At 65.5% G+C, this 19,056-nt stretch carries 14 protein-coding genes; 11 read left to right on the top strand and 3 right to left on the bottom strand.

From position 1 onward, the window contains the following. The first annotated feature begins 162 nt into the window (after positions 1-162). The 4 genes from HF885_RS07950 to uvrB all read left to right on the top strand — a co-directional run bounded on the left by HF885_RS07950 (position 163) and on the right by uvrB (position 4,398). Positions 163-567 carry a hypothetical protein gene (locus HF885_RS07950; RefSeq protein WP_170104405.1) on the top strand — a complete coding sequence of 135 codons (405 nt, stop codon included), beginning with the start codon at positions 163-165 and terminating at the stop codon, positions 565-567. Positions 568-763: 196 nt separating this feature from the next. Further along, positions 764-1,408 carry a dephospho-CoA kinase gene (coaE, locus tag HF885_RS07955; RefSeq protein WP_170104406.1) on the top strand — a complete coding sequence of 215 codons (645 nt, stop codon included), beginning with the start codon at positions 764-766 and terminating at the stop codon, positions 1,406-1,408. Then, positions 1,401-1,991: a lytic transglycosylase domain-containing protein gene (locus HF885_RS07960; protein ID WP_170104407.1), complete on the top strand. Its 591-nt coding sequence runs from the start codon at positions 1,401-1,403 to the stop codon at positions 1,989-1,991. The genes coaE and HF885_RS07960 overlap by 8 nt, the downstream gene beginning before the upstream one ends. Positions 1,992-2,220: 229 nt before the next feature. Continuing rightward, entirely contained in the window at positions 2,221-4,398 is a 2,178-nt protein-coding gene (uvrB, locus tag HF885_RS07965) for an excinuclease ABC subunit UvrB (protein WP_170104453.1), read from the top strand. Here the strand turns inward: uvrB and HF885_RS07970 are convergent. Continuing rightward, on the bottom strand, positions 4,395-4,949 hold the full coding sequence (locus tag HF885_RS07970; protein WP_170104408.1) for a hypothetical protein: 555 nt from the start codon (positions 4,947-4,949) through the stop codon (positions 4,395-4,397). The two genes, uvrB and HF885_RS07970, sit on opposite strands and share 4 nt — an antisense overlap. A gap of 217 nt (positions 4,950-5,166) precedes the next feature. Here HF885_RS07970 and HF885_RS07975 point away from each other — a divergent pair, with 217 nt between their 5' ends. From HF885_RS07975 to HF885_RS07990, 4 genes are all read left to right on the top strand, one after another. Continuing rightward, complete coding sequence (locus tag HF885_RS07975; protein WP_170104409.1) at positions 5,167-5,895, top strand: GntR family transcriptional regulator; 729 nt, start codon at positions 5,167-5,169, stop codon at positions 5,893-5,895. Positions 5,896-6,054: 159 nt separating this feature from the next. Further along, positions 6,055-7,512, top strand: coding sequence for a YfcC family protein (locus HF885_RS07980; protein ID WP_206109856.1), 1,458 nt, complete (start codon positions 6,055-6,057; stop codon positions 7,510-7,512). A 127-nt stretch (positions 7,513-7,639) separates the two neighbouring features. After that, entirely contained in the window at positions 7,640-8,608 is a 969-nt protein-coding gene (locus HF885_RS07985) for an SIS domain-containing protein (protein WP_170104410.1), read from the top strand. Positions 8,609-8,633: 25 nt separating this feature from the next. Continuing rightward, positions 8,634-9,503: a PfkB family carbohydrate kinase gene (locus tag HF885_RS07990; RefSeq protein WP_170104411.1), complete on the top strand. Its 870-nt coding sequence runs from the start codon at positions 8,634-8,636 to the stop codon at positions 9,501-9,503. Between the two features lie 128 nt (positions 9,504-9,631). On the opposite strand, the gene HF885_RS07995 is transcribed toward HF885_RS07990, so the two are convergent. Next, entirely contained in the window at positions 9,632-12,691 is a 3,060-nt protein-coding gene (locus HF885_RS07995; RefSeq protein WP_235927374.1) for an FAD-dependent oxidoreductase, read from the bottom strand. Positions 12,692-13,171: 480 nt separating this feature from the next. On the opposite strand from HF885_RS07995, the gene HF885_RS08000 reads away from it, so the two are divergent. The 3 genes from HF885_RS08000 to HF885_RS08010 all read left to right on the top strand — a co-directional run bounded on the left by HF885_RS08000 (position 13,172) and on the right by HF885_RS08010 (position 17,462). After that, positions 13,172-14,842: an isopeptide-forming domain-containing fimbrial protein gene (locus HF885_RS08000; RefSeq protein WP_170104412.1), complete on the top strand. Its 1,671-nt coding sequence runs from the start codon at positions 13,172-13,174 to the stop codon at positions 14,840-14,842. A gap of 33 nt (positions 14,843-14,875) precedes the next feature. After that, the gene (locus HF885_RS08005) at positions 14,876-16,489 is read left to right on the top strand and encodes a SpaA isopeptide-forming pilin-related protein (protein WP_206109857.1); all 1,614 of its coding nucleotides are present in this window, start codon (positions 14,876-14,878) and stop codon (positions 16,487-16,489) included. Positions 16,490-16,553: 64 nt separating this feature from the next. Beyond that, the gene (locus HF885_RS08010) at positions 16,554-17,462 is read left to right on the top strand and encodes a class C sortase (protein WP_206109858.1); all 909 of its coding nucleotides are present in this window, start codon (positions 16,554-16,556) and stop codon (positions 17,460-17,462) included. Here the strand turns inward: HF885_RS08010 and HF885_RS08015 are convergent. Continuing rightward, positions 17,349-19,016 (bottom strand): NAD(P)/FAD-dependent oxidoreductase, encoded by a 1,668-nt coding sequence (locus tag HF885_RS08015; protein WP_170104415.1) that lies wholly within the window; start codon positions 19,014-19,016, stop codon positions 17,349-17,351. The genes HF885_RS08010 and HF885_RS08015 overlap by 114 nt on opposite strands. Positions 19,017-19,056: the final 40 nt, after the last annotated feature.

Raw genomic sequence — 19,056 nt, forward strand, 5'->3', positions numbered from 1 at the left:
CGCCTTTAGGTGCATTTTCGCGAGGGGTCGCTTCGGCGGCCCCTCGTTCTTCTCTGCTGGGTCCGTGCCTTTGCCCGCGGACTAGAAACTGCCATAATGGGCACCATGCAATGTAGGTAGATTCGGGCGCGCCTGGGCGCACGGGAACGAGGGGTCTGGTCAATGGCTGACTTCAAGAACAAGGTCGAGGACTTCATGCGGGGACGCAACGGTGCCGACGAGCTGGGAATCGCGACGCTCGAGCTTGCGGTCATACTTGCAATCGTAAACATCTTCGCGAACAACACCGTCATCTACGTGCTGATTCTGCTCCTAATTGCGTATGCCGTGTTCAGGATGGTGTCGACGGACGTCAACCGCCGCCGCAAGGAGAGCATGGCGTTCGCATCGAAGCTGGGCCCCGCGCGCCCGTGGATCACGAACCCGGCGGCCGCGCTGCAGAACGCCCGCACGTACAAGCACGCGACGTGCCCCAACTGCCACCAGCGCGTCCGCGTCCCCAGGGGCAAGGGCCACATCCGCATCACGTGCCCGCGCTGCAAGCAGAAGTTCGACATCCACTCGTAGGCGCCGCGAGGCAACACGGGGGTGAGGAGGGGACGGTCGTGCCTTGCGCGCGGCCGTCCCCATGCGTTAGACACGTGCCTTGGCCGTCGGTCGCGCTCCGTCTGTTGGTTTTTGGGATGGGCGCATGGCACGTCCCCGGCGTGAGATGATAGTGTGCCGCCGCGCGTCTTGCGCGGAAGAGCGAAGGGTGGGCAGCATGTACATCGTGTTCCTTGCGGGTGGCATCGCGTCTGGCAAGTCGACCGTGGCTCGCGAGCTCGAGCGCCTGGGCGCGTGGCGCATAGACCTGGACCGCATATCGCGCGACGTGCTCGAGCCCGGGGGCGAGTGCACGCTCGCGATAGCGGACGCGTTTGGGCAGGACGTGCTCGACCCCAACACGGGGGCGCTGCGCAGGGGCCTGCTCGCAAAGCGCGCCTTCGCGTGTGAGGACGCGGCGCGCCTGCTAGAGAGCATCGAGCTTCCCTACATAAGGCAGAGGCTCGAGCAGGCGCTCTCGCAGGACGCATGCGCCTCGGCGGAGCCGCCGTGCGCCGTGGTGGAGGTGCCGCTGCTCGACCGCATGGAGGACTCACTCGGCATGGCCGACGAGGTCGTGTGCGTGACCTGCCCCGTGGCGGTGCGTCGCGAGCGCGCCATCGGCCGCGGGATGTCCAAGGAGGACTTCGACGCGCGGGCGGCGCGCCAGCCAAGCGACGACTACCTGCGCTCGAAGAGCGACGTCGAGATCGTTAACGACGGGGACGAGAAGGACCTTGCATCCAAGGTTCGCGCGTGGTGGGACGCCCACGAGCGAGCCGGTTGGAAGGCGGGCGGCGAGAGGGACGTGATGCATGGCTGACACCAGATTCTGGCGATGGTTCAGGACCATACCGATCGTGTGCATGCTGGCGGTGTGCGTCGCCTGCGCGGGGGCAAGTCTCCTTCCCACGCAGATCGTGAGGCGCGTGTTCTATCCCGTGGAGCATGCGGACGTGATTGAGCGGGCCTCCCGGCGCTACGGCGTGGACGAGTACCTGATCTGCGCGGTCATCAAGTGCGAGTCGAACTGGGACGAGCAGGCGCAGTCCTCGGCGGGCGCCGTCGGGCTCATGCAGCTGATGCCGTCGACGTCCGAGGCCGTGGCGAAGATGGGTCTGGTGGACTCGTCCGCGTACCCGCCCGACAACCTCACCGATGCCGAGACGAACATCATGTACGGCACGGCGTACCTCTCGTACCTGCAGAAGAACCTCTCCTCGCGCGACCAGGTCATCGCGGCGTACAACGCGGGGCTCGGCTCGGTGTCGAAGTGGCTCGCAAACGGGGACGACATCTCGTCCCAGATACAGTACTCCGAGACGGCGTCCTACCTCGTGAGGGTGAACGAGGCGTACGACCGCTACAAGCAGTTCTACCCGGACGGAATCCAGTCCCAGGGGTAGACTTCCCCGCGCATTGTTGGGTACACTTGTTCTAGTTCGTTTCTCTCGCTTTGGAGGGTGCATGGGTCAGGTGGCATCGGATGGCGCGCGTGATATCCCGCGGGGAGACGCGCCCGCCGCGGAAGAGCGCTCATTCGTGGACGAGAAGGGCGAGCGCATCGAGTACGAGCCCCTTGCCGGGACGCGCGAGGCGAAGGAGCGCTACGGCGCGGAGCTCAAGCGCTTTGGCATGGAGCATGGGGACGAGCGCCTCGAGGTCGTCTCTCCCTACCAGCCCGCCGGCGATCAGCCGAAGGCCATCGCGAGCCTGGCGAAGGGCGTGAGGGACGGCCTCCGCTACCAGACGCTTTTGGGCGTCACGGGGAGCGGCAAGACCTTCTCGATGGCAAAGACCATCGAGGCGGTGCAGAAGCCCACGCTCATCATGGAGCCCAACAAGACGCTCGCGGCGCAGGTCGCGAGCGAGATGCGTGAGCTCTTCCCCAACAACGCCGTCGTGTACTTCGTGAGCTACTACGACTACTACCAGCCTGAGGCCTACGTTCCGCAGACGGACACATACATAGAGAAGGACGCCTCCATCAACGAGGAGGTCGAGAAGCTCCGCCATCAGGCCACGTCGAGCCTCCTCAGCAGGCGCGACGTCATCGTGGTCGCGTCCGTCAGCTGCATCTACGGCATCGGCAGCCCCCAGGACTACGCGGGTCTTGCGCCGAACGTGGACAAGAGCGTGCCGCTTGAGCGCGACGACCTCGTGCACGAGCTCATCGACATCCAGTACGACCGCAACGACTACGACCTGCAGCGTGGCATGTTCCGCGTGCGCGGCGACACCGTGGACGTGTTTCCGCCCTACGCGGAGAACCCGCTGCGCATAAGCTTCTTCGGTGACGAGGTGGAGCTCATCGCGGAGATAGACGGCGTCACGGGCGAGGTTGTCCGCGAGTACGACGCGATCCCCATCTGGCCGGCGTCCCACTACGTTACGGCGCGGCCAAAGATCAACCACGCCATCAAGACGATAGAGGAGGAGCTCGAGCACCGCGTCAAGGAGCTGAAGGGCAACGATATGATCCTCGAGGCGCAGCGCCTGAGCCAGAGGACCGGCTACGACATAGAGATGCTCGAGACCATGGGCTACTGCTCCGGCATCGAGAACTACTCGAGGCACATGGACGGCCGCAGGCCGGGCGAGCCGCCGTACACGCTGATCGACTACTTCCCGAGCGACATGCTCTGCATCATCGACGAGTCGCACGTGACGGTGCCGCAGATCCGGGGCATGTACGAGGGCGACCGCTCCCGCAAGGTCACGCTCGTGGACCACGGCTTCCGCCTTCCGTCCGCGCTCGACAACAGGCCGCTGCGCTTCGACGAGTTCGAGCAGCGCATTCCCCAGTTCATCTACGTGTCCGCGACCCCCGGCGACTACGAGGAGCACGTGAGCCAGAACGAGGTGGAGCAGGTCATCAGGCCGACGGGTCTGCTCGACCCAGAGGTGGAGCTCAGGCCGGTGCGCGGTCAGATAGACGACCTCCTGGACGAGATAAAGATCCGCGTCGCCCGCAAGGAGCGCGTGCTCGTGACCACGCTCACGAAGCGCATGGCGGAGGACCTGACGGACCACCTCCTGGACGAGGGCATCCGTGTGAACTACATGCACTCGGACACGGCGACCCTCGACCGCATCGACATCATCCGCGACCTGAGGCTCGGCAGGATAGACGTGCTCGTGGGCATCAACCTGCTGCGCGAGGGCCTGGACATCCCCGAGGTATCGCTCGTCGCGATACTCGACGCGGACAAGGAGGGCTTCCTCCGAAACCGTCGCTCGCTCATCCAGACCATGGGCCGCGCCGCTCGAAACGCCCAGGGCAAGGTCATCATGTACGCCGACAGCGTGACGGACTCGATGCGCGAGGCCATGGACGAGACGGCGCGCCGCCGGCGCATCCAGATCGCGTTCAACGAGGAGCACGGCATCGTCCCGAAGACCATCAAGAAGTCGATCACGGACGTCACGAGCTTCATCGCCGAGGCGGACGAGACCCTTGGCTCCAAGTCGCGCGTGGACGGCAAGTTCTTCACCGCGGCCGGCGGCGAGGGCGAGCTCCAGGGGGATGCCGAGGAGGAGCACGAGAGGACGGTCCAGTCCGTGGCGGACGAGCTTCTTGCCCTGCCGAAGCAGGAGGTCGCCCAGGTCATGGGCTCACTTCAGGACGAGATGCTCCAGGCGTCCGCGGACATGGACTTCGAGCGCGCCGCGCGGCTCCGCGACCAGATCGTGGAGCTGCAGGCGCGTCTGGAGGGAACGAGCGAGAAGGACGTGATGGACCGCCTGAAGGCCGGCGCGCGCAAGGGGTCGGCCCACGCCACCCGCAGGCACTACAAGCGGAAGAAGCACTAGACGGACGCGTCGGTCCCTCCGCCGGCGCGCCCGTACTCCCTGAGCGTGCGGACGAGGAGCCCCGAGCTCGCGGCGTCGTCTCGCACGATCCTGGCCAGCGCCCTGCTCGCCCGCTCCTCCCTGGTGTCGTCGCGCGCCCACTCTGGCATCCGGCTGCGGACGTCCTCCGTCGCATGCCGCCACGCTAGGGCGAGCGCGCGCCGGACGAGCCCCGCGATGCCGGCGGCCGCCACGAGCGCGCCGCCGATGCCGAGCGCGGACACGCCGTGCGAGAAGAGCGGCACCCAGCAGACCTGGAGGGCGAGGCATACGAGCACCTGGAACGGCCCGTCGTCCAGCCGCTCGTCGACGCAATCGTCGCAGAGCGCGCGGCTGTAAGGCCTCCACTCGACGTCCCCGTCCTCACCGGACCTGCGGCCCAGGTACACGGTGGCCATGCCCTCGGCGTGCCTTCCGCAGAGGATGCAGTCCTTCTCGCCTGCGGTCTTCTTGCCCTGGGGCGCCATGCCGTCGATTTCCCGGGAGTCCCTCTTGGGGTGGTGCCGTGCCATGGTGAGCCTTTCGACATCGAGAATAAAACGTAATAGAACGTTATCACATTCCTGGGGATCGGCGCCGGTCATGGCGACCGGGCGCCTAAACGTCGCAATTGGGCACGCTCGTCCATGGGATGGGTGCGAAATACGTGGCCTACCCTTATATTTAGATAAAGAGTTGTTATGGCCGGGGGGAAGTTTCCCCTTGGCGCTGGCGTTTGGAGGGCTTGGCATGAAGCTTGAGGAAGGCGGTCTGACCCCGCTTTACCAGCAGGTGATGGAGGACCTCAAGGACGACATCGAGCGTGGAAAGTACCCAGCGGGCTGTCGCATCCCCTCCGAGGCGGAACTCTCGCAGATGTATTCCGTGAGCAGGATCACCGTGAGAAGGGCCGTCTCGGAGCTCGCTGCCGAGGGCTACCTCAGCAAGAAGCAGGGCAAGGGCACCTTCGTGAACCGGCGCAAGCTCATTCGCAAGATTTGCCAGAAGAGCGAGATCCAGAGCTTCACGGAGACCTGCGCGGAGGACGGTCGCGTCGCGGGCGCGAAGGTGCTGGGCGTCGAGGTCGTAAAGGCGCGCGAGGCCGAGAGGGAGTTCCTGGGCCTTGGGGAGGGCGCCGAGCTCGTCCACGTGAAGCGCCTGCGCACGGCGGACAGCGTGCCCATCATGCTCGAGAACAACTTCTATCCGCTCGAGGGCTTCGAGTTCCTGCTCGAGGCGGACCTTCAGGACGCGTCGATCTTCGACTACGTGAAGGGGCGGACCGGACGCGTCCCCCGCGGCGACGACCTCTGCACGCTCGAGGTGGTCCGCGCGAGCCCCGAGGAGGCGTCGGCCCTGAAGGTGTCGGTTGGGGAGCCCCTGTTCTACGAGAAGATCGACTTCACGGACCAGGACAGACGCCCGTTCCTGATAGGCAAGCAGTACATCGTGTGCAGCCTGTACGTCTTCAACATCTGACACGGCCCATGGCCCGCGCCGCCCGCGGGCCATATTGTTGCGCTTGGGAAAACGCTCGAGTCGGAGCTGGCGCCCGGGATTGCATTACGTACTATAACGTTATATAACAAGATATAACGTGCGAAGGTACGTGTCAGCAGTCTATACGGGAGGTGCCGCATGTCAGGGGAGAGCTCGAGTCGCAAGCGCAGGTCGTTCAGCCTGCCGCACGTGTACACCATCGTCTTCTTGCTCATGGTGGTGTTCGCAGTGCTCACGTGGATCGTTCCGTCAGGCTCGTACGAGCGCAAGACCATCCAGACCGCCGCGGGCGAGAAGGAAGTCGCCGTGGCTGGAACCTACAAGCCGCAGGACAAGGTCTACACCGACTCCAAGACGGGCGAGAAGGTCGACCTCCGCTGCAGCGTGATGCAGCTGCTCGAGGCACCGACCCAGGGCATCCAGGCCGCCGCCGACGTCGTGGCGTTCGTCCTTCTCATCGGGGGGTCGTTCGCCATCATCACGAAGACGAACGCGATAAACGCGGGGCTCAGCCACGTTATCGGAAGGTTCAAGGACCGCGACATCCTCATCATCCCCATCGTGATGGTCCTTCTCTCCATCTGCGGAACGACGTTTGGCATGTCGGAGGAGGCGCTCCCGTTCTACGCCATCTTCATCCCGATCATGATGGCTCTGGGATACGACTCCATGACGGCGTTCCTCATCTGCTTCATGGGACCGAACATCGGCTACATCGCCTCGACCGTGAACCCGTTCAACGTCCTCATCGCGCAGGGCATCGTCGGCATCGAGGGCAACCCCCAGCTGTGGCTGCGCGCAATCGTCTGGGTCGTGTTTACCGCGCTCGCGATCGTCTGGGTCATGCGCTACGCCCGCAAGGTGAAGAGGGACCCGCAGAGCTCCATCACCTACAAGGACGACATCCAGAAGCGCGTGGAGTTCTCCGTGCAGGACGACGCCATCGCGCAGCCGTTCTCTGGGCGCCAGAAGGGCGTGCTCGTGGTGTTTGCGGTCGGCATGGGCATCATCATCTGGGGCCTCGTCACCCAGCACTGGTACATGGACGAGATCAGCGCCGTGTTCTTTGGCATGGGCGTGCTGTCCGGCATCGTCGCCGGCATGAGCGAGCGCGAGATCGCGGAGGAGTTCGTCCACGGCATCGCGGACTTCGCCTATGCCGCCATCATCATCGGGCTCGCCCGCTCCATCCTCGTGATCGCCGAGAACGGCATGATCATCGACACGATCCTGAACGCCATGGCCACGGCCCTTGCCGGCGTGCCCGCGCCCGTGTATACCACGCTCCTCTACGTCGTGCTTGGCCTCCTGTCGCTGCTCGTGCCGAGCTCTTCCGGCCTCGCCGCGCTCACGATGCCGATCCTGGGGCCGCTCACGCAGCTCATGGGCGTGAACCCGGAGGCCGCGGTGACCGCGCTCTGCCTCGCGAACCAAACCATCAACTCCATCAGCCCCACGGCGGGCATGACGGTTGCGGGACTGTCCGTCTCCAAGATCAGCTTTGGCCAGTGGTGGAAGACGTGCTGGAAGTTCATCCTGCTCATCGCGGTGCTTGGCGTGGTCGTGACGGCAATCTCCGGCCTTCTGCCCGCATAGCGGCCGCAACGAGCTGCGCATGCTGAACGTGTAGGGCGTGAACGCGGCCCTCGCGGTGAGTGACGGACGCGTCGTGTACGACGAGCTTAGATAGTCTTATCGACAAAGGGAAGGACAGGAGAAGGACATGGACGCAAAGGACTTTGCAAGGCAGGCGCTGGGCGAGAAGGGCGCCGTCTCGCAGGTGTACTGGGTGGCGTGTGGCGGATCGGTCATCGACCTGTACCCCGCGCACTGCCTGATTAACGCAACAAGCAAGAGCATCGTGAGTGGCATCTATACGGCGGCGGAGTTCAACGCATTCCCGCCCGCGCAGCTTGGGCCATCGAGCGTCGTCGTCACGTGCAGCCACAGTGGCGGCACGCCCGAGACCATAGCCGCGACGCGCCTTGCGAAGGAGCGCGGCGCCTACGTCCTCACCATGACCAACCGCGCTGGCTCCAAGATCGACAACGGCGAGTGGCCGTGCTGGGTGTACGAGTGGGAGGACGACACGCCGCAGGCGGCTCGGCCGGCCGGGTTCTCGCTCGCGTTCGCGGCCGAGCTCATGGCAGCGCAGGACGGCTACGATGGCCGCGAGGCGCTTGCCCGGGGCCTTGCCCAGCTCGACCCCATCATCGCGGCCGCAAAGCCGCGCGTGGCCGCGGACCTTGGCCCCCGCTTCGTGGGACTGTGCCAGAAGCACGACTTTCTCTACGTCCTGGGCTCCGGTCCCACGTTCTGCCAGACCTACGGCTTCGCCATCTGCTCGCTCATGGAGATGCAGTGGCAGAACTGCTCGTACGTCAACTCCGCGGAGTACTTCCACGGGCCGTTCGAGTGCACGGAGGACGGCGTGTTCTACTTCCTGCAGAAGGGCGCCGGCGCCAACCGCGCCATCGACGAGCGTGCGGAGCGCTTCCTGAAGACGCATACGGACGACCTCGTGGTGCTGGACTCCGCGGCGTATGGCATGGTGGACGTGGGCGAGTCCGTGCGCACCTACCTGGACCCCATCTTCTTCTACGAGATGAACGTCACGCTGCGCGGCGAGCGTGGCAAGGCGTTCGACCACGATCCGGACGTGCGCCGCTACATGGGCGTCGTCGAGTACTAGGCGGAACGGACCGGGGGGAGGACACATGCAGAGGCAGGACCTGGACGTCGCCGTGTGCGGCTTCGGAGACAACGTCGTGGACGTGTACGAGCACACGAGGACCATGTATCCCGGCGGTAACTGCGTCAACTTTGCCGTGTACGCGCTCAAGGCGGGCGCACGGCGCGCGGCGTACATGGGCTACTTCGGAAGCGACGACCGTGCGGAGCACGTCATACGCAGCCTCCACGAGGAGGGCGTCGAGACCGTCAAGTGCAGGCAGCTTCTGGGCGAAAACGGCTACAGCTGCGTCTCCATCGCGCCGGACGGCGACCGCATCTGGGGTGACTACAACCAAGGCGGCATAAGGGGCGAGACGAGCTACGTCCTCGACCGCTTCGACATCGAGTACCTGCGCCAGTTCGACGTGGTGCACTCCGGCAACTACTGCTACACCGAGCGCCAGCTTCACAAGATCCACGACGCCGGAATCGCGCTCTCGTTCGACTTCTCGGACGACTCCACATGGGAGTACTTCCAGGAGGTGGCCCCCAACGTGACCTACGCGTTCTTCTCGGCCTCCGACCTGACCGTGGACGAGACGCGCGAGCGCCTGCGCAAGGTGCACGAGCTTGGGCCGCGCTGGGTCAGCGCCACGCGCGGGGCGGATGGTTGCTACGCGTTCGACGGCGAGCGCTTCTATCGTCAGGAGTCGAAGCCCGTGGAGCACATGCGCGACGCCATGGGGGCGGGGGACTCGTTTCTCACGTCGTTTTTGGTGAAGGCGCTCGACGGGCTCAAGCGCGGCGCGTCACATGAGGAGGCGTACTCGGCGGGGCTCGCGTTCGCGGCGGAGTTCGCGTCAGACGTGTGCTGCGCGCAGGACGGAAGCTGGGGCCACGGGCTCAGGTACTAGACGAACGATGTTTTTTTGGGGGGGCTCCGCTTTGACGGAGCCCCTGGCGTAAAGCAAGGACCCCGGGACTCGCGCGGCACGTTGCCGCGGGTCCCGGGGTCCCTGGTCTCAAGGGCGTGTTGCGGTCCCTATGCCTTGCTCTTCTCGCCCGCGAGCTTTGTGCGCACGATCTTGAACGAGCGCTTGGCCTGGTAGGGCAGGATGGCCTTCATCTTGTCCTCGGCCGTGTACATGTCGGACGCCTCCGGCACGTCGCGCGTGAGGTGGATCGCGTCGAACTCGCAGCGTGTGGTGCACAGTCCGCAGCCAATGCACTTGTTCGTGTCGACGATGCTGGCGCCGCACTTCAGGCAGCGCGCGGTCTCCTTGCGGATCTGCTCCTCCGTGAACTGGCGACGCGGGTCGTGCCAGTTGTGGTCGATGGAGGTAACCTTCTGGCATGCGGGGACCTGACGGCCGGCGTGGTCGTAGTCGCCGGGCGCGAGCACCACGTCGTCCTTGTTGAGCTCGACGTAGTGGCGCTGGTTCCTGCCCAGCGTGAGCGAGGAGCCGGTCTGCACGAAGCGGTGCAGGCTGATCGCGGCCTCGTGGCCCGCGGCGATCGCGTCGATCACGAAGCTGGGACCGGTGTAGACGTCACCGCCCACGAAGATGTCCGGCTCGTCGGTCTGATAGGTCTTGGGGTCCGCGACGGCGCCCTGCCCACGGCCGAGCTTGACCTTGCTGCCCGCGAGCAGGTCGCCCCACTCGATGGACTGGCCGATGGAGAGGACGACGTTCTTGCACGGCACGAACGTGGTGTCGGACTCGTCGTAGGTGGGCGAGAAGTGCTTGGCCTCGTCGAAGACGCGCGTGCAGCGCTTGAAGGTGACGCCGCGGACGCGACCCGCCTCATCGAGCTCGATGCGCGCGGGGCCCCAGCCGTTGTGGACCGTGACGCCGTCGTCCTTGGCCTCCTGCACCTCGAGCGGGAGGGCCGGCATCTCGTCCGGCTGCTCCAGGCACCACATGCTCACGTCGTCAGAGCCGCAGCGCTTGGACACGCGCGCGGAGTCGATGGCCACGTTGCCGCCGCCGATGACGACGGTCGCACCGTGGACCTCGTGCGACGGGTCGTCAAGCGCGCGGCGCAGGAAGTCAACGGCCGTGCTGACGCCCGCGGCGTCCTCGCCGTCCACGCCGGCCTTGCGGCCGCCCTGGCAGCCGATCGCAACGTAGAACGCCTTGAAGCCCTGCTCGCGCAGCTGCTGGAGCGTGACGTCGCGTCCGACCTCCACGCCGCAGCGGATCTCGACGCCCATCTGGCGCAGGATGTCGATCTCTGCGGCCACGACGTCCTTCTCGAGCTTGTAGCTGGGGATGCCGTAGACCATCATGCCGCCGGGCAGTGGGTTCTTCTCGAACACGACGGGGTTGTAGCCCATGTTCGCCAGGTAGTATGCGCAGCTGAGGCCAGCGGGTCCCGCACCCACGACGGCGATCTTCTCGAGGTGACGGCCGCGGTTGGAGGATATCACCGGCTCCGGCACGTAGCGGTGCTCCGCCTCCATGTCCTTGGCCGCGATGAACGCCTTCACGTCGTCGATGGCCACGGCCTCGTCCACCAGCCCGCGCGTGCAGGCGGCCTCGCAGCGCTTGTTGCAGATGCGGCCGCACACCGCCGGGAACGGGTTCTCCTTCTTGATGAGCGCCAGCGCGTCACGGTAGCGTCCCTGCGCGGCCATGCGCAGGTAGCCCTGGATCGCGATGTGCGCGGGGCATGCGACCTTGCACGGCGAGGTGCCGGACTCATGGCACTCGATGCGGTTGTTGTTCTTGTAGTTGGGGTCCCAGTCCTTCTCGCTCCAGGCGTGGTCGTCGGGAAGCGGCTGTTTGGGGTAGGAGACGCGGCCGTTCTTGGTGAGGAGCTTCTGGCCAAGCTGCACGGCACCTGCGGGGCAGACCTCGACGCAGCCTCCGCACGCCACGCACTTCTCCTCGTCCACGTGCGCGCGATAGGCGCTTGCGCTCATGTTGGGCGTGTTAAACAGCTGCGAGGTGCGCAGCGCGTAGCACACGTTCACGTCGCAGTTGCAGATGCCAAATATCTTGCGCTCGCCATCGATGTTCGTGATCTGGTGCACGTAGCCGTTCTTCTCGGCGTTCAGCAGGATGTCGATGACCTCGTCATAGGTGATGTAGTGGCCCTTGCCGGTCTCGACGCTGTAGTCCGCCAGGTCGCCCACGCCTATGCACCAGTTCTGCGGGTCGCGCCCGGCGTTGTTGGTGCGTGCGCGCTCTGACAACGTGCACGAGCACGGGCCGACGGAGAAGTGGTCGTACTTCTTGAGCCAGTGCGAGAGGTGCTCGACGTCCGCGGACTGGTTCTCGTGCCTGATGGCGTGCTCCACGGGGATGACGTGCATGCCGACGCCGGCGCCTCCGGGCGGGACCATCTTCGTGGCCATGGTGAGCGGCAGGTACGTCATGCGCTCGAAGAACGTCCCGAGCTCGGGGTGCTCGTTCAGCTGCTTCTCGTTCATGACCGTGAACTCCGCGGCCCCGGGGACGAACATGGGCAGGACGTAGCGCTTCTCGCCTTTGGGGTTCTTCCCGTCCAGGTTCTCCCAGTTGTACTCGATGCAGCCCTTGATGGACATGGAGTCGAGAAGTTCCTGGGCCTTCTCCTTCGACACGCCCGCGCCTGCGGCAACCTGCTCCAGGGTCTCGGGCACGCGGCGCTTCATGTGGCGCGTGAGCGCGGCCTCCTCCTCCGTCATGGCGACGGCGAGGCCCCAGTAGTCGGGGTCGTCGTAGTTGGTCTTGTGGAGCATGCGGTCCGTCATCTTGGCGGCTTCGCGCAGGACGCCCGGCTTTGGCGCCTCGGACGACGCCGGGCCGGGCGCGTCCACGGACGACGGCACGTAGTGATTCGCGCCGTCGTTCTCCACGAAGGTCTCGCGCGCGTTGATGACCCTGAGCTCGCGACCCTGCGGGTTCACGCGGGGTATGCCGTCCTCGTCGAGCTTGGGCCTGCGGTTGCGGACGGCGATGTCCTCATCCGTCATGCCGCGCCGCATCGCCTCCGCGCGCTCCTCGACGCTCGCCCCGCCGTAGTCCTCTGTCGGCCGGCCCGTCTTGGCGCCCTCCTCATAGTTGGCGGTCCCTATGCGGATGACCGTGTTCTTCTCGTCCGCGTCTTCAACCATGTTGGTCTCCCATCAGGCCAGGTGCATTCCAACGTCTTCTTCACAATGTCACCAATTCTAGCAGCGCGGGGCAACCATTTGCAGGGCACGGCGCATTTTGCCGAAACTGCCCCGGTGCGTTTCAAGCCGCGTCGCGGCGCGCGCCCCGCCACGCTCCGAGTCCGGTTGTGTAGATGCTGTGGGCCGCGTTTCGGGCGCTGGGCGCACGTTGCGTCGAAGGCAAGAAAACGACCACTTCTAGCTGCGGCGATACAAAAAATGGAACGGCCGCAAGACAGCGGCAAGACGCGTGGGAGGTAGCTGCAAGCGCCGTGGTGCACCCTCTTCATCCATCCCCGAGCGCGCGGAGAGAACTAACGGAGTCCGGCGAGCCAAGACAGTCGCCCGCCGGACAGGCCACGGGACCATATCGGTCCAAGAGACGGAGGACGCATGAGTGGGAATGCGAGGCAGGCGCGGTTTGCAGGACTTGGAAGGGCCATGGGGCGAGTGGCCCTCGTGGGCGGCGTTGCGGCTTCGTTGGCGCTGGGGCAGCTGGCGCCCGTAGCGGCGCTGGCGGAGGGCGAGGCCCAGGATGCGACCAAGGGCTCGATCACCATCAACTCAAACAACTACAGGAAGGGCGAGCTTTCCTACCTTGGCTACCAGGTGTTCAAGGCGGCCGTGGGAAAGGACGGGTCGGTCTCTGACGTGCAGTGGGCAAACGACGACGTGAAGGCCGCCGTGGAGGGGGTCATCAGAGCGGAGGACGCCTCGTACAGGGGCACGACCGCCCAGGATGCGGCCGTGTGGATTCGCGCGCACGTGCAGAAGGACGCCTATTGGCTCAAGGCGACCGATCCCGTCGGTAAGATCGCAAAGGCGGTCTCCGGCAAGACGAGCACCGTCACGGCGAAGCCGGGTGTCGCCGCAAGCGTGGACCAGGGGTACTGGCTCTTCGTGACCGATCCCGCCTCGACGAACGGCAAGGTCTACCTTGGCGGCACGTCGCCGCTGTTCGTGCTGGTGGGCACGGAGCCCGTGGACGTGACCGAGAAGACCGACCTTCCCCACTTGGGGAAGACCGTAACGGACGACGCGGGAAGGCGAAGCATCGCCGCGGACTCGCAGATGGGCCAGGAGCTCTCGTACAGGCTGGAGGGCTCCCTGCCGATGAACTTCGACAGCTACGACAAGTACTATTACCAGTTCGAGGACACGCTGTCGAAAGGCCTGACGCTTGGCAGCGACGTCAAGGTCGAGGTGGATTGCACGGACGAGAAGGGCGGCCCCGTCACTCGAGACGCCACCGGCAAGTTCAAGGTGGAGCGCGTGTCAAATGCCGATGGGACTACGACGCTCAGGCTCACTTGCGAGGACGTCAAGGCCATCGACGGTCTGGACGCCTCCTCCACGATCAGGGTCACCTACAAGGCGAAGATCAACGAGAAGGCCGTCATGGGCGGCAAGGGCAACAGGAACGACGCGAAGATAACGTACTCCAACAACCCGAACTCGGACAGCAAGGGAACGTCCCACGGCGGAGGGACGACGAACTACACGTTCAGACTCGACATCTGCAAGGTCGATGCCGCGACGAAGCGACCGCTCGCGGGCGCCAAGTTCACGATTCAGGCGACCGACCCGGACGACGAGGGATCGAAGAATAAGTACGTCCAGGAGGACGGCTCCCTGGGAAGCACGCCGTTCGTGTTTACGACGGACGAGAAGGGCATGATCGACGCACCGAGAATCGACTCGGGCACCTATACCATCCATGAGACGGAGGCGCCCAAGACGGACGACGGAACCTATGACAAGGTGCCTGACTTCGGCGTGGAGTTCAGCCCATCATACGTGCTGCCAAACTCCCTTGGCACGGATGACGGTGGCGCCTACAGGCTTACGGTACGGACGCTGGGCGGTGACGGCTATGTCACGGGCGGCATCGACGCGAACGGCGACGGCGTCATCGACGAAAAGGACTCCAAGGAGAAGATCGCGGACGCCGCGACGGGAACCGCGCGCGTGACCGTGGGCGACCGCCTGCAGACGAGCCTGCCGGTCACCGGTCGAAGCGGCATCGCCATGGCCGTGGGAACGGGGCTCGTCATCGTGACGGCGTCGGTCATCGCAATCAATCGCAGGCGCGGGGACGACCAGGTGGACTAGGAAGCTGAAGTAGGAGGGAGACGCTCGATGCGAGTGGGTGACGTTCTCGAGGCAGGCATGGGTCCCATGGGGAAGAGGCAGGCGCGCGGCGTGCCCGCCCGCATCTGCGTCGCACTTGTGGCGGCGATGGCGGCGCTTGCCCTGCTCGTGGGCCACGCGTTGGCCGCGGAGCCGGCGGAGCAAGGCGGTGCCGTCACCGTCGTCGCTGCCGGAAAGGCGCGTACGTACGAGGCATACAGGCTCTTCTCCGCCCGCGTCGGCAAAGGGGGGAAGGTGTCGGGCGCGTCGTGGGACGGCTGCATGGGCGCCGCATTCTACCGCGGGCTGGGCACGTTCGCGAACGCGCAGGATGCGCTGGTCGCGGTCGTGCGGGGCGCCCGCGGTGACGATGCCGCGAGCTACCTGGAAAGGCTTGCGGCCCTTGCCGTGGACGACGGGGAGTCCAGGCCCGTCAAGAGCGTCCGCTCGGGAAGGGCGACGCGGCTTGGGGAAGGCGTCTGGCTCCTCGTCTGCAAGGATTCGCAGCCGATTCTCCTTACGCTTGGGGGTGACGACGTGGTCGTGAACGAGAAGGGCGTCCGTCCGGGCGTTCAGAAGGAGATCCTGGTGCGCGGAGCCGACGGGACGGGACTTCGTGCGAAGGAGGCGAGCGCGTCCGCGGGAGACGCCGTGAGGTTCGTGCTGACGGGGACGCTTCCAAGCGACTATGGCGCGTACCGTGCGTACAGGTACGCGTTCGAGGATCGCGCGAGCGCCGCGATCAGGCCGGACGCCGACTCCGTTCGCGTTGCCGTGGTGCGGGCTGACGGTTCGAGGAAGGCCGTTGACGACGGATTCGAGGTGCACGTGACCGGGGGCGTGCTCACGGTCGAGTTCGCAGACCTGAAGAAGTCGTGCCCCAAGCTTGCGTTCGGGGATAGGCTGGAGGTCTCGTACGAGGCGCGCCTTCGCGCGGCCGAGGCAGGCATTGGCTTCGACGTTGGGAACGAGAACGAGGCAGTGGTCAAGTTTTCCGATTCCGCGGCCACGGGAGGGGTGGGCGAGAGCGCCCCGGACAGCGCGGCCGTATATTCCTTCGCCGTCAGGGCGGTGAAGGTGGACGAGGACGGAAAGAGGGTTCCCGGAGCGGCGTTTACGCTGCAGCGGGAGGATGGCAGGTACCTATCGCCAGAAGGCGAATGGGTGGACGACGCGGCCTCGGCGGCTCTCGATTGCGACGAGGACGGGACGGTCGTGTTCCGTGCGCTTGATGCGGGCTCGTATCGACTTCGCGAGGTGAGGGCGCCGAGGGGATTCCTCGGCCTTGCGAAGGACGCGACCATCGATGTCAGGGCCGACTTGGGTCAAAAGAGGCTTGGGGCGACGTGCGAGGGCGATGGGGTGCGCCTTTCGACGGTCAACGCAGGGTCCGGCACGGTCGATGTGACGGTGAGGAACGCCCGGGAAGCCAAGGCGGGTGTCGCCAGTCCAGGCGTGCCGAAAACCGGTGACGACGGGCAGGGGCGCCTCGCCGCGGCTTCCGCGTTGGCGGCCGCGATGATGGCCTTGGGGCTTGCGAGGAAGCTGGCTTCTGACGACAGGATTCTTGGGACGGGAGAAGTACGAGGGCGGGAGGCGACTCGCGTTGCGGACCATGCGTCCTCGTAGGTCACGGTCCCGGAGTCGCAGGGGGAGAAGACGCCTCCGTAGGGCCCTTCCCGCACTCGGGATGATGGTCAGCATCGCGCTTCTAGCGGCGCCCCTGGCAATGGACGTGGTCACGTCGGCATTGGCGGGACGCCAGGTGACGTCCATGAGCGACCGCTCTGACGGGATTGATCCGGGGGAGAGGAGGAGGCTGCTGTTGCAGGCGCGCTCGTACAATCGCGTGCTCGCGGGAGAGCGCACCGAGATTCCGACGAGCGAGATCTGGGACTACGAGCGGCAGCTGAATGGCAAGGACGGCAGGGTCGTGTCGGGCATAGAGGTGCCAAGCATCGGAGTCCGCCTACCCGTCCGCCTGGGGACTGGCGATGACGTCCTTTCCTCCGGCGTCGGCCACCTTGAGGGAAGCTCGCTACCCGTGGGAGGAAGATCGACCCATGCGGTGCTGATGGGACACTCTGGCCTCTACGGGAGCAGGATGTTCGACGACATTAGGAAGCTGAGGAAAGGAGACCACTTCAGGCTCCGTACGCTTGGGAGGACCCTCGAATACGCGGTGGTAGAAACGAGGGTGGTCAAGCCTGAGGGAGTGCGGGGCCTGAAGGTCTCCGCGGGCGAGGACCTGTGCACGCTTGTCACCTGCACGCCGTATGGCGTGAACGACCACAGGCTGCTGGTGACGGGGAGAAGGACAAGAGCGAGCGCGGCGGGTAAGGAGCGGGCCTCGGATGGTGTGGCGAACCCTCGGGTGATACCGCTTGCCGCAGGGATGACGACGGCCGCGTTCGGCTGTCTGGCGAACCGGATTCGGAAGGGACGTAGCGAGAGGAGGCGCGTTGCGTCGTCTCCTCGTCACATGGCCTCAGGAAAGGGAGTCGACAAGCGCCTGGGCGACACGGAGGCCATCGGTTGCGGCGCTCATGATTCCTCCGGCATATCCAGCCCCCTCGCCGCATGGCCAAAGACCGGCGGTTGAGACGGACCTGCAGTCCTTGCCGCGTGTCACGCGTATGGGCGAGCTCGACCGCGTCTCCACGCCGGTAAGAACCGCGTCCGCCGTCTCGAAGCCATGCAGCTGTCGGTTCATCTTCGGGATCGAGCCGCGCAGCGTCTCGGTGATGTAGGAGGGGAGGCACGTCGTGACGTCACCCCAGCTCACGCCACGCGGGTACGTCGGTACGACGTTTCCCACGGCAGTCGACGGCGTTCCCTGGAGGAAGTCTGCGACGAGCTGGGCAGGCGCGACATAAGATCCGCCGCCGGCCTCGAAAGCGAGGCGCTCGCAGCGGCGCTGTAGCTCGACGCCGGCAAGAACGTCGTCTCCGGGGAGGTCCGTCGGGAACACGTTGGCGAGAAAGCCGGAGTTGGCATTCGTCCCGGCACGGTCGGAGAGACTCATCCCGTTCGTTACGACGCCGCCCGGCTCACTGGCGGCGGCAACGACATAGCCGCCCGGGCACATGCAAAACGAGAACGCGCTGCGGTCGTTGTCGAGGTGGGCGACGAGCTTGTAGGGAGCGGCGCCCAAGGCCGGGTGTCCCGCAAAGGGTCCGTATTGGGATCGGTCGATCATGGACTGGAGGTGCTCTATGCGAACGCCCATCGCGAACGTCTTCCGCTCGAGCGTGACGTCACGGTCTCGAAGCAGCTCGAACACGTCGCGGGCGGAATGTCCGCACGCGATCACGAGGTTGTCAACGGGAACCCTTTCCTCGACGAGAAGCCCCGATTCGTCGTGGTGCTCCAGCGTGACCGATGTGACGTGCGGCGTAGGGGACTGCGATATCCCCATGTCGGTCATGCGGCACCCGAGCCTCACCTCACCGCCGAGGGATTCGATACTCTGCAGGATGTGCGTGACGACCGTTGGCAGGACGTCGCTACCCACGTGCGGCTTGGCATCCCAGAGTATCTCCTGCGAGGCGCCCGCGTCGACGAGCGTCTGCAGTATGAACCTGTGCGCCGGGCTTTTCGTGCCGGTCGAAAGCTTGCCGTCAGAGAAGGTCCCCGCGCCTCCGAGACCGAATTGGATGTTTGACTCTGGGTCGAGCTCACCTGTCTCGTTGAAGTGCTCAATGGCCTTCGTCCTGCGCGTCGCGTCCTGGCCACGCTCTACGAGAAGTGGCCTCAGCCCTGCGTTCGCGAGCGAGAGCGCGCAGAAGAGGCCGGCACATCCCGCCCCGATTACGATTGGTCTGCTTGCCGCGGTCGTGCCGAAATGGGCTGGAAGCCCAAACGCCTTGTCCGTGGAAGGACGCACGCCCTTCTCGGCACGACGGGCACGAAGCCTTGCGAGAAGCGCCCTCTCGGCGTTGGCACCTCCCCTCAGGGAAACGCGCACCGTATACGTGAAGTGGACGTCGCTCTTCTTGCGAGCGTCTATGGAGCGCTTGCGGGGATCTATGGACAACAGGTCGTCAGGCGCAATGCGGAGCCTATGCAGGACCGCCTTGCGGAGCGAAAGCTCCTCAGTTCGGAGGGTGCCGTCGAGATGGTCGACGGGAATCCGTATGGCAGAGATGTCGAGCACGTTTTCTCCAGTCTATGCAGACTTGCCCCCTCCCTGACGA

It is taken from the genome of Parafannyhessea umbonata (genome assembly GCF_012844235.1).
GTDB lineage: Bacteria > Actinomycetota > Coriobacteriia > Coriobacteriales > Atopobiaceae > Parafannyhessea.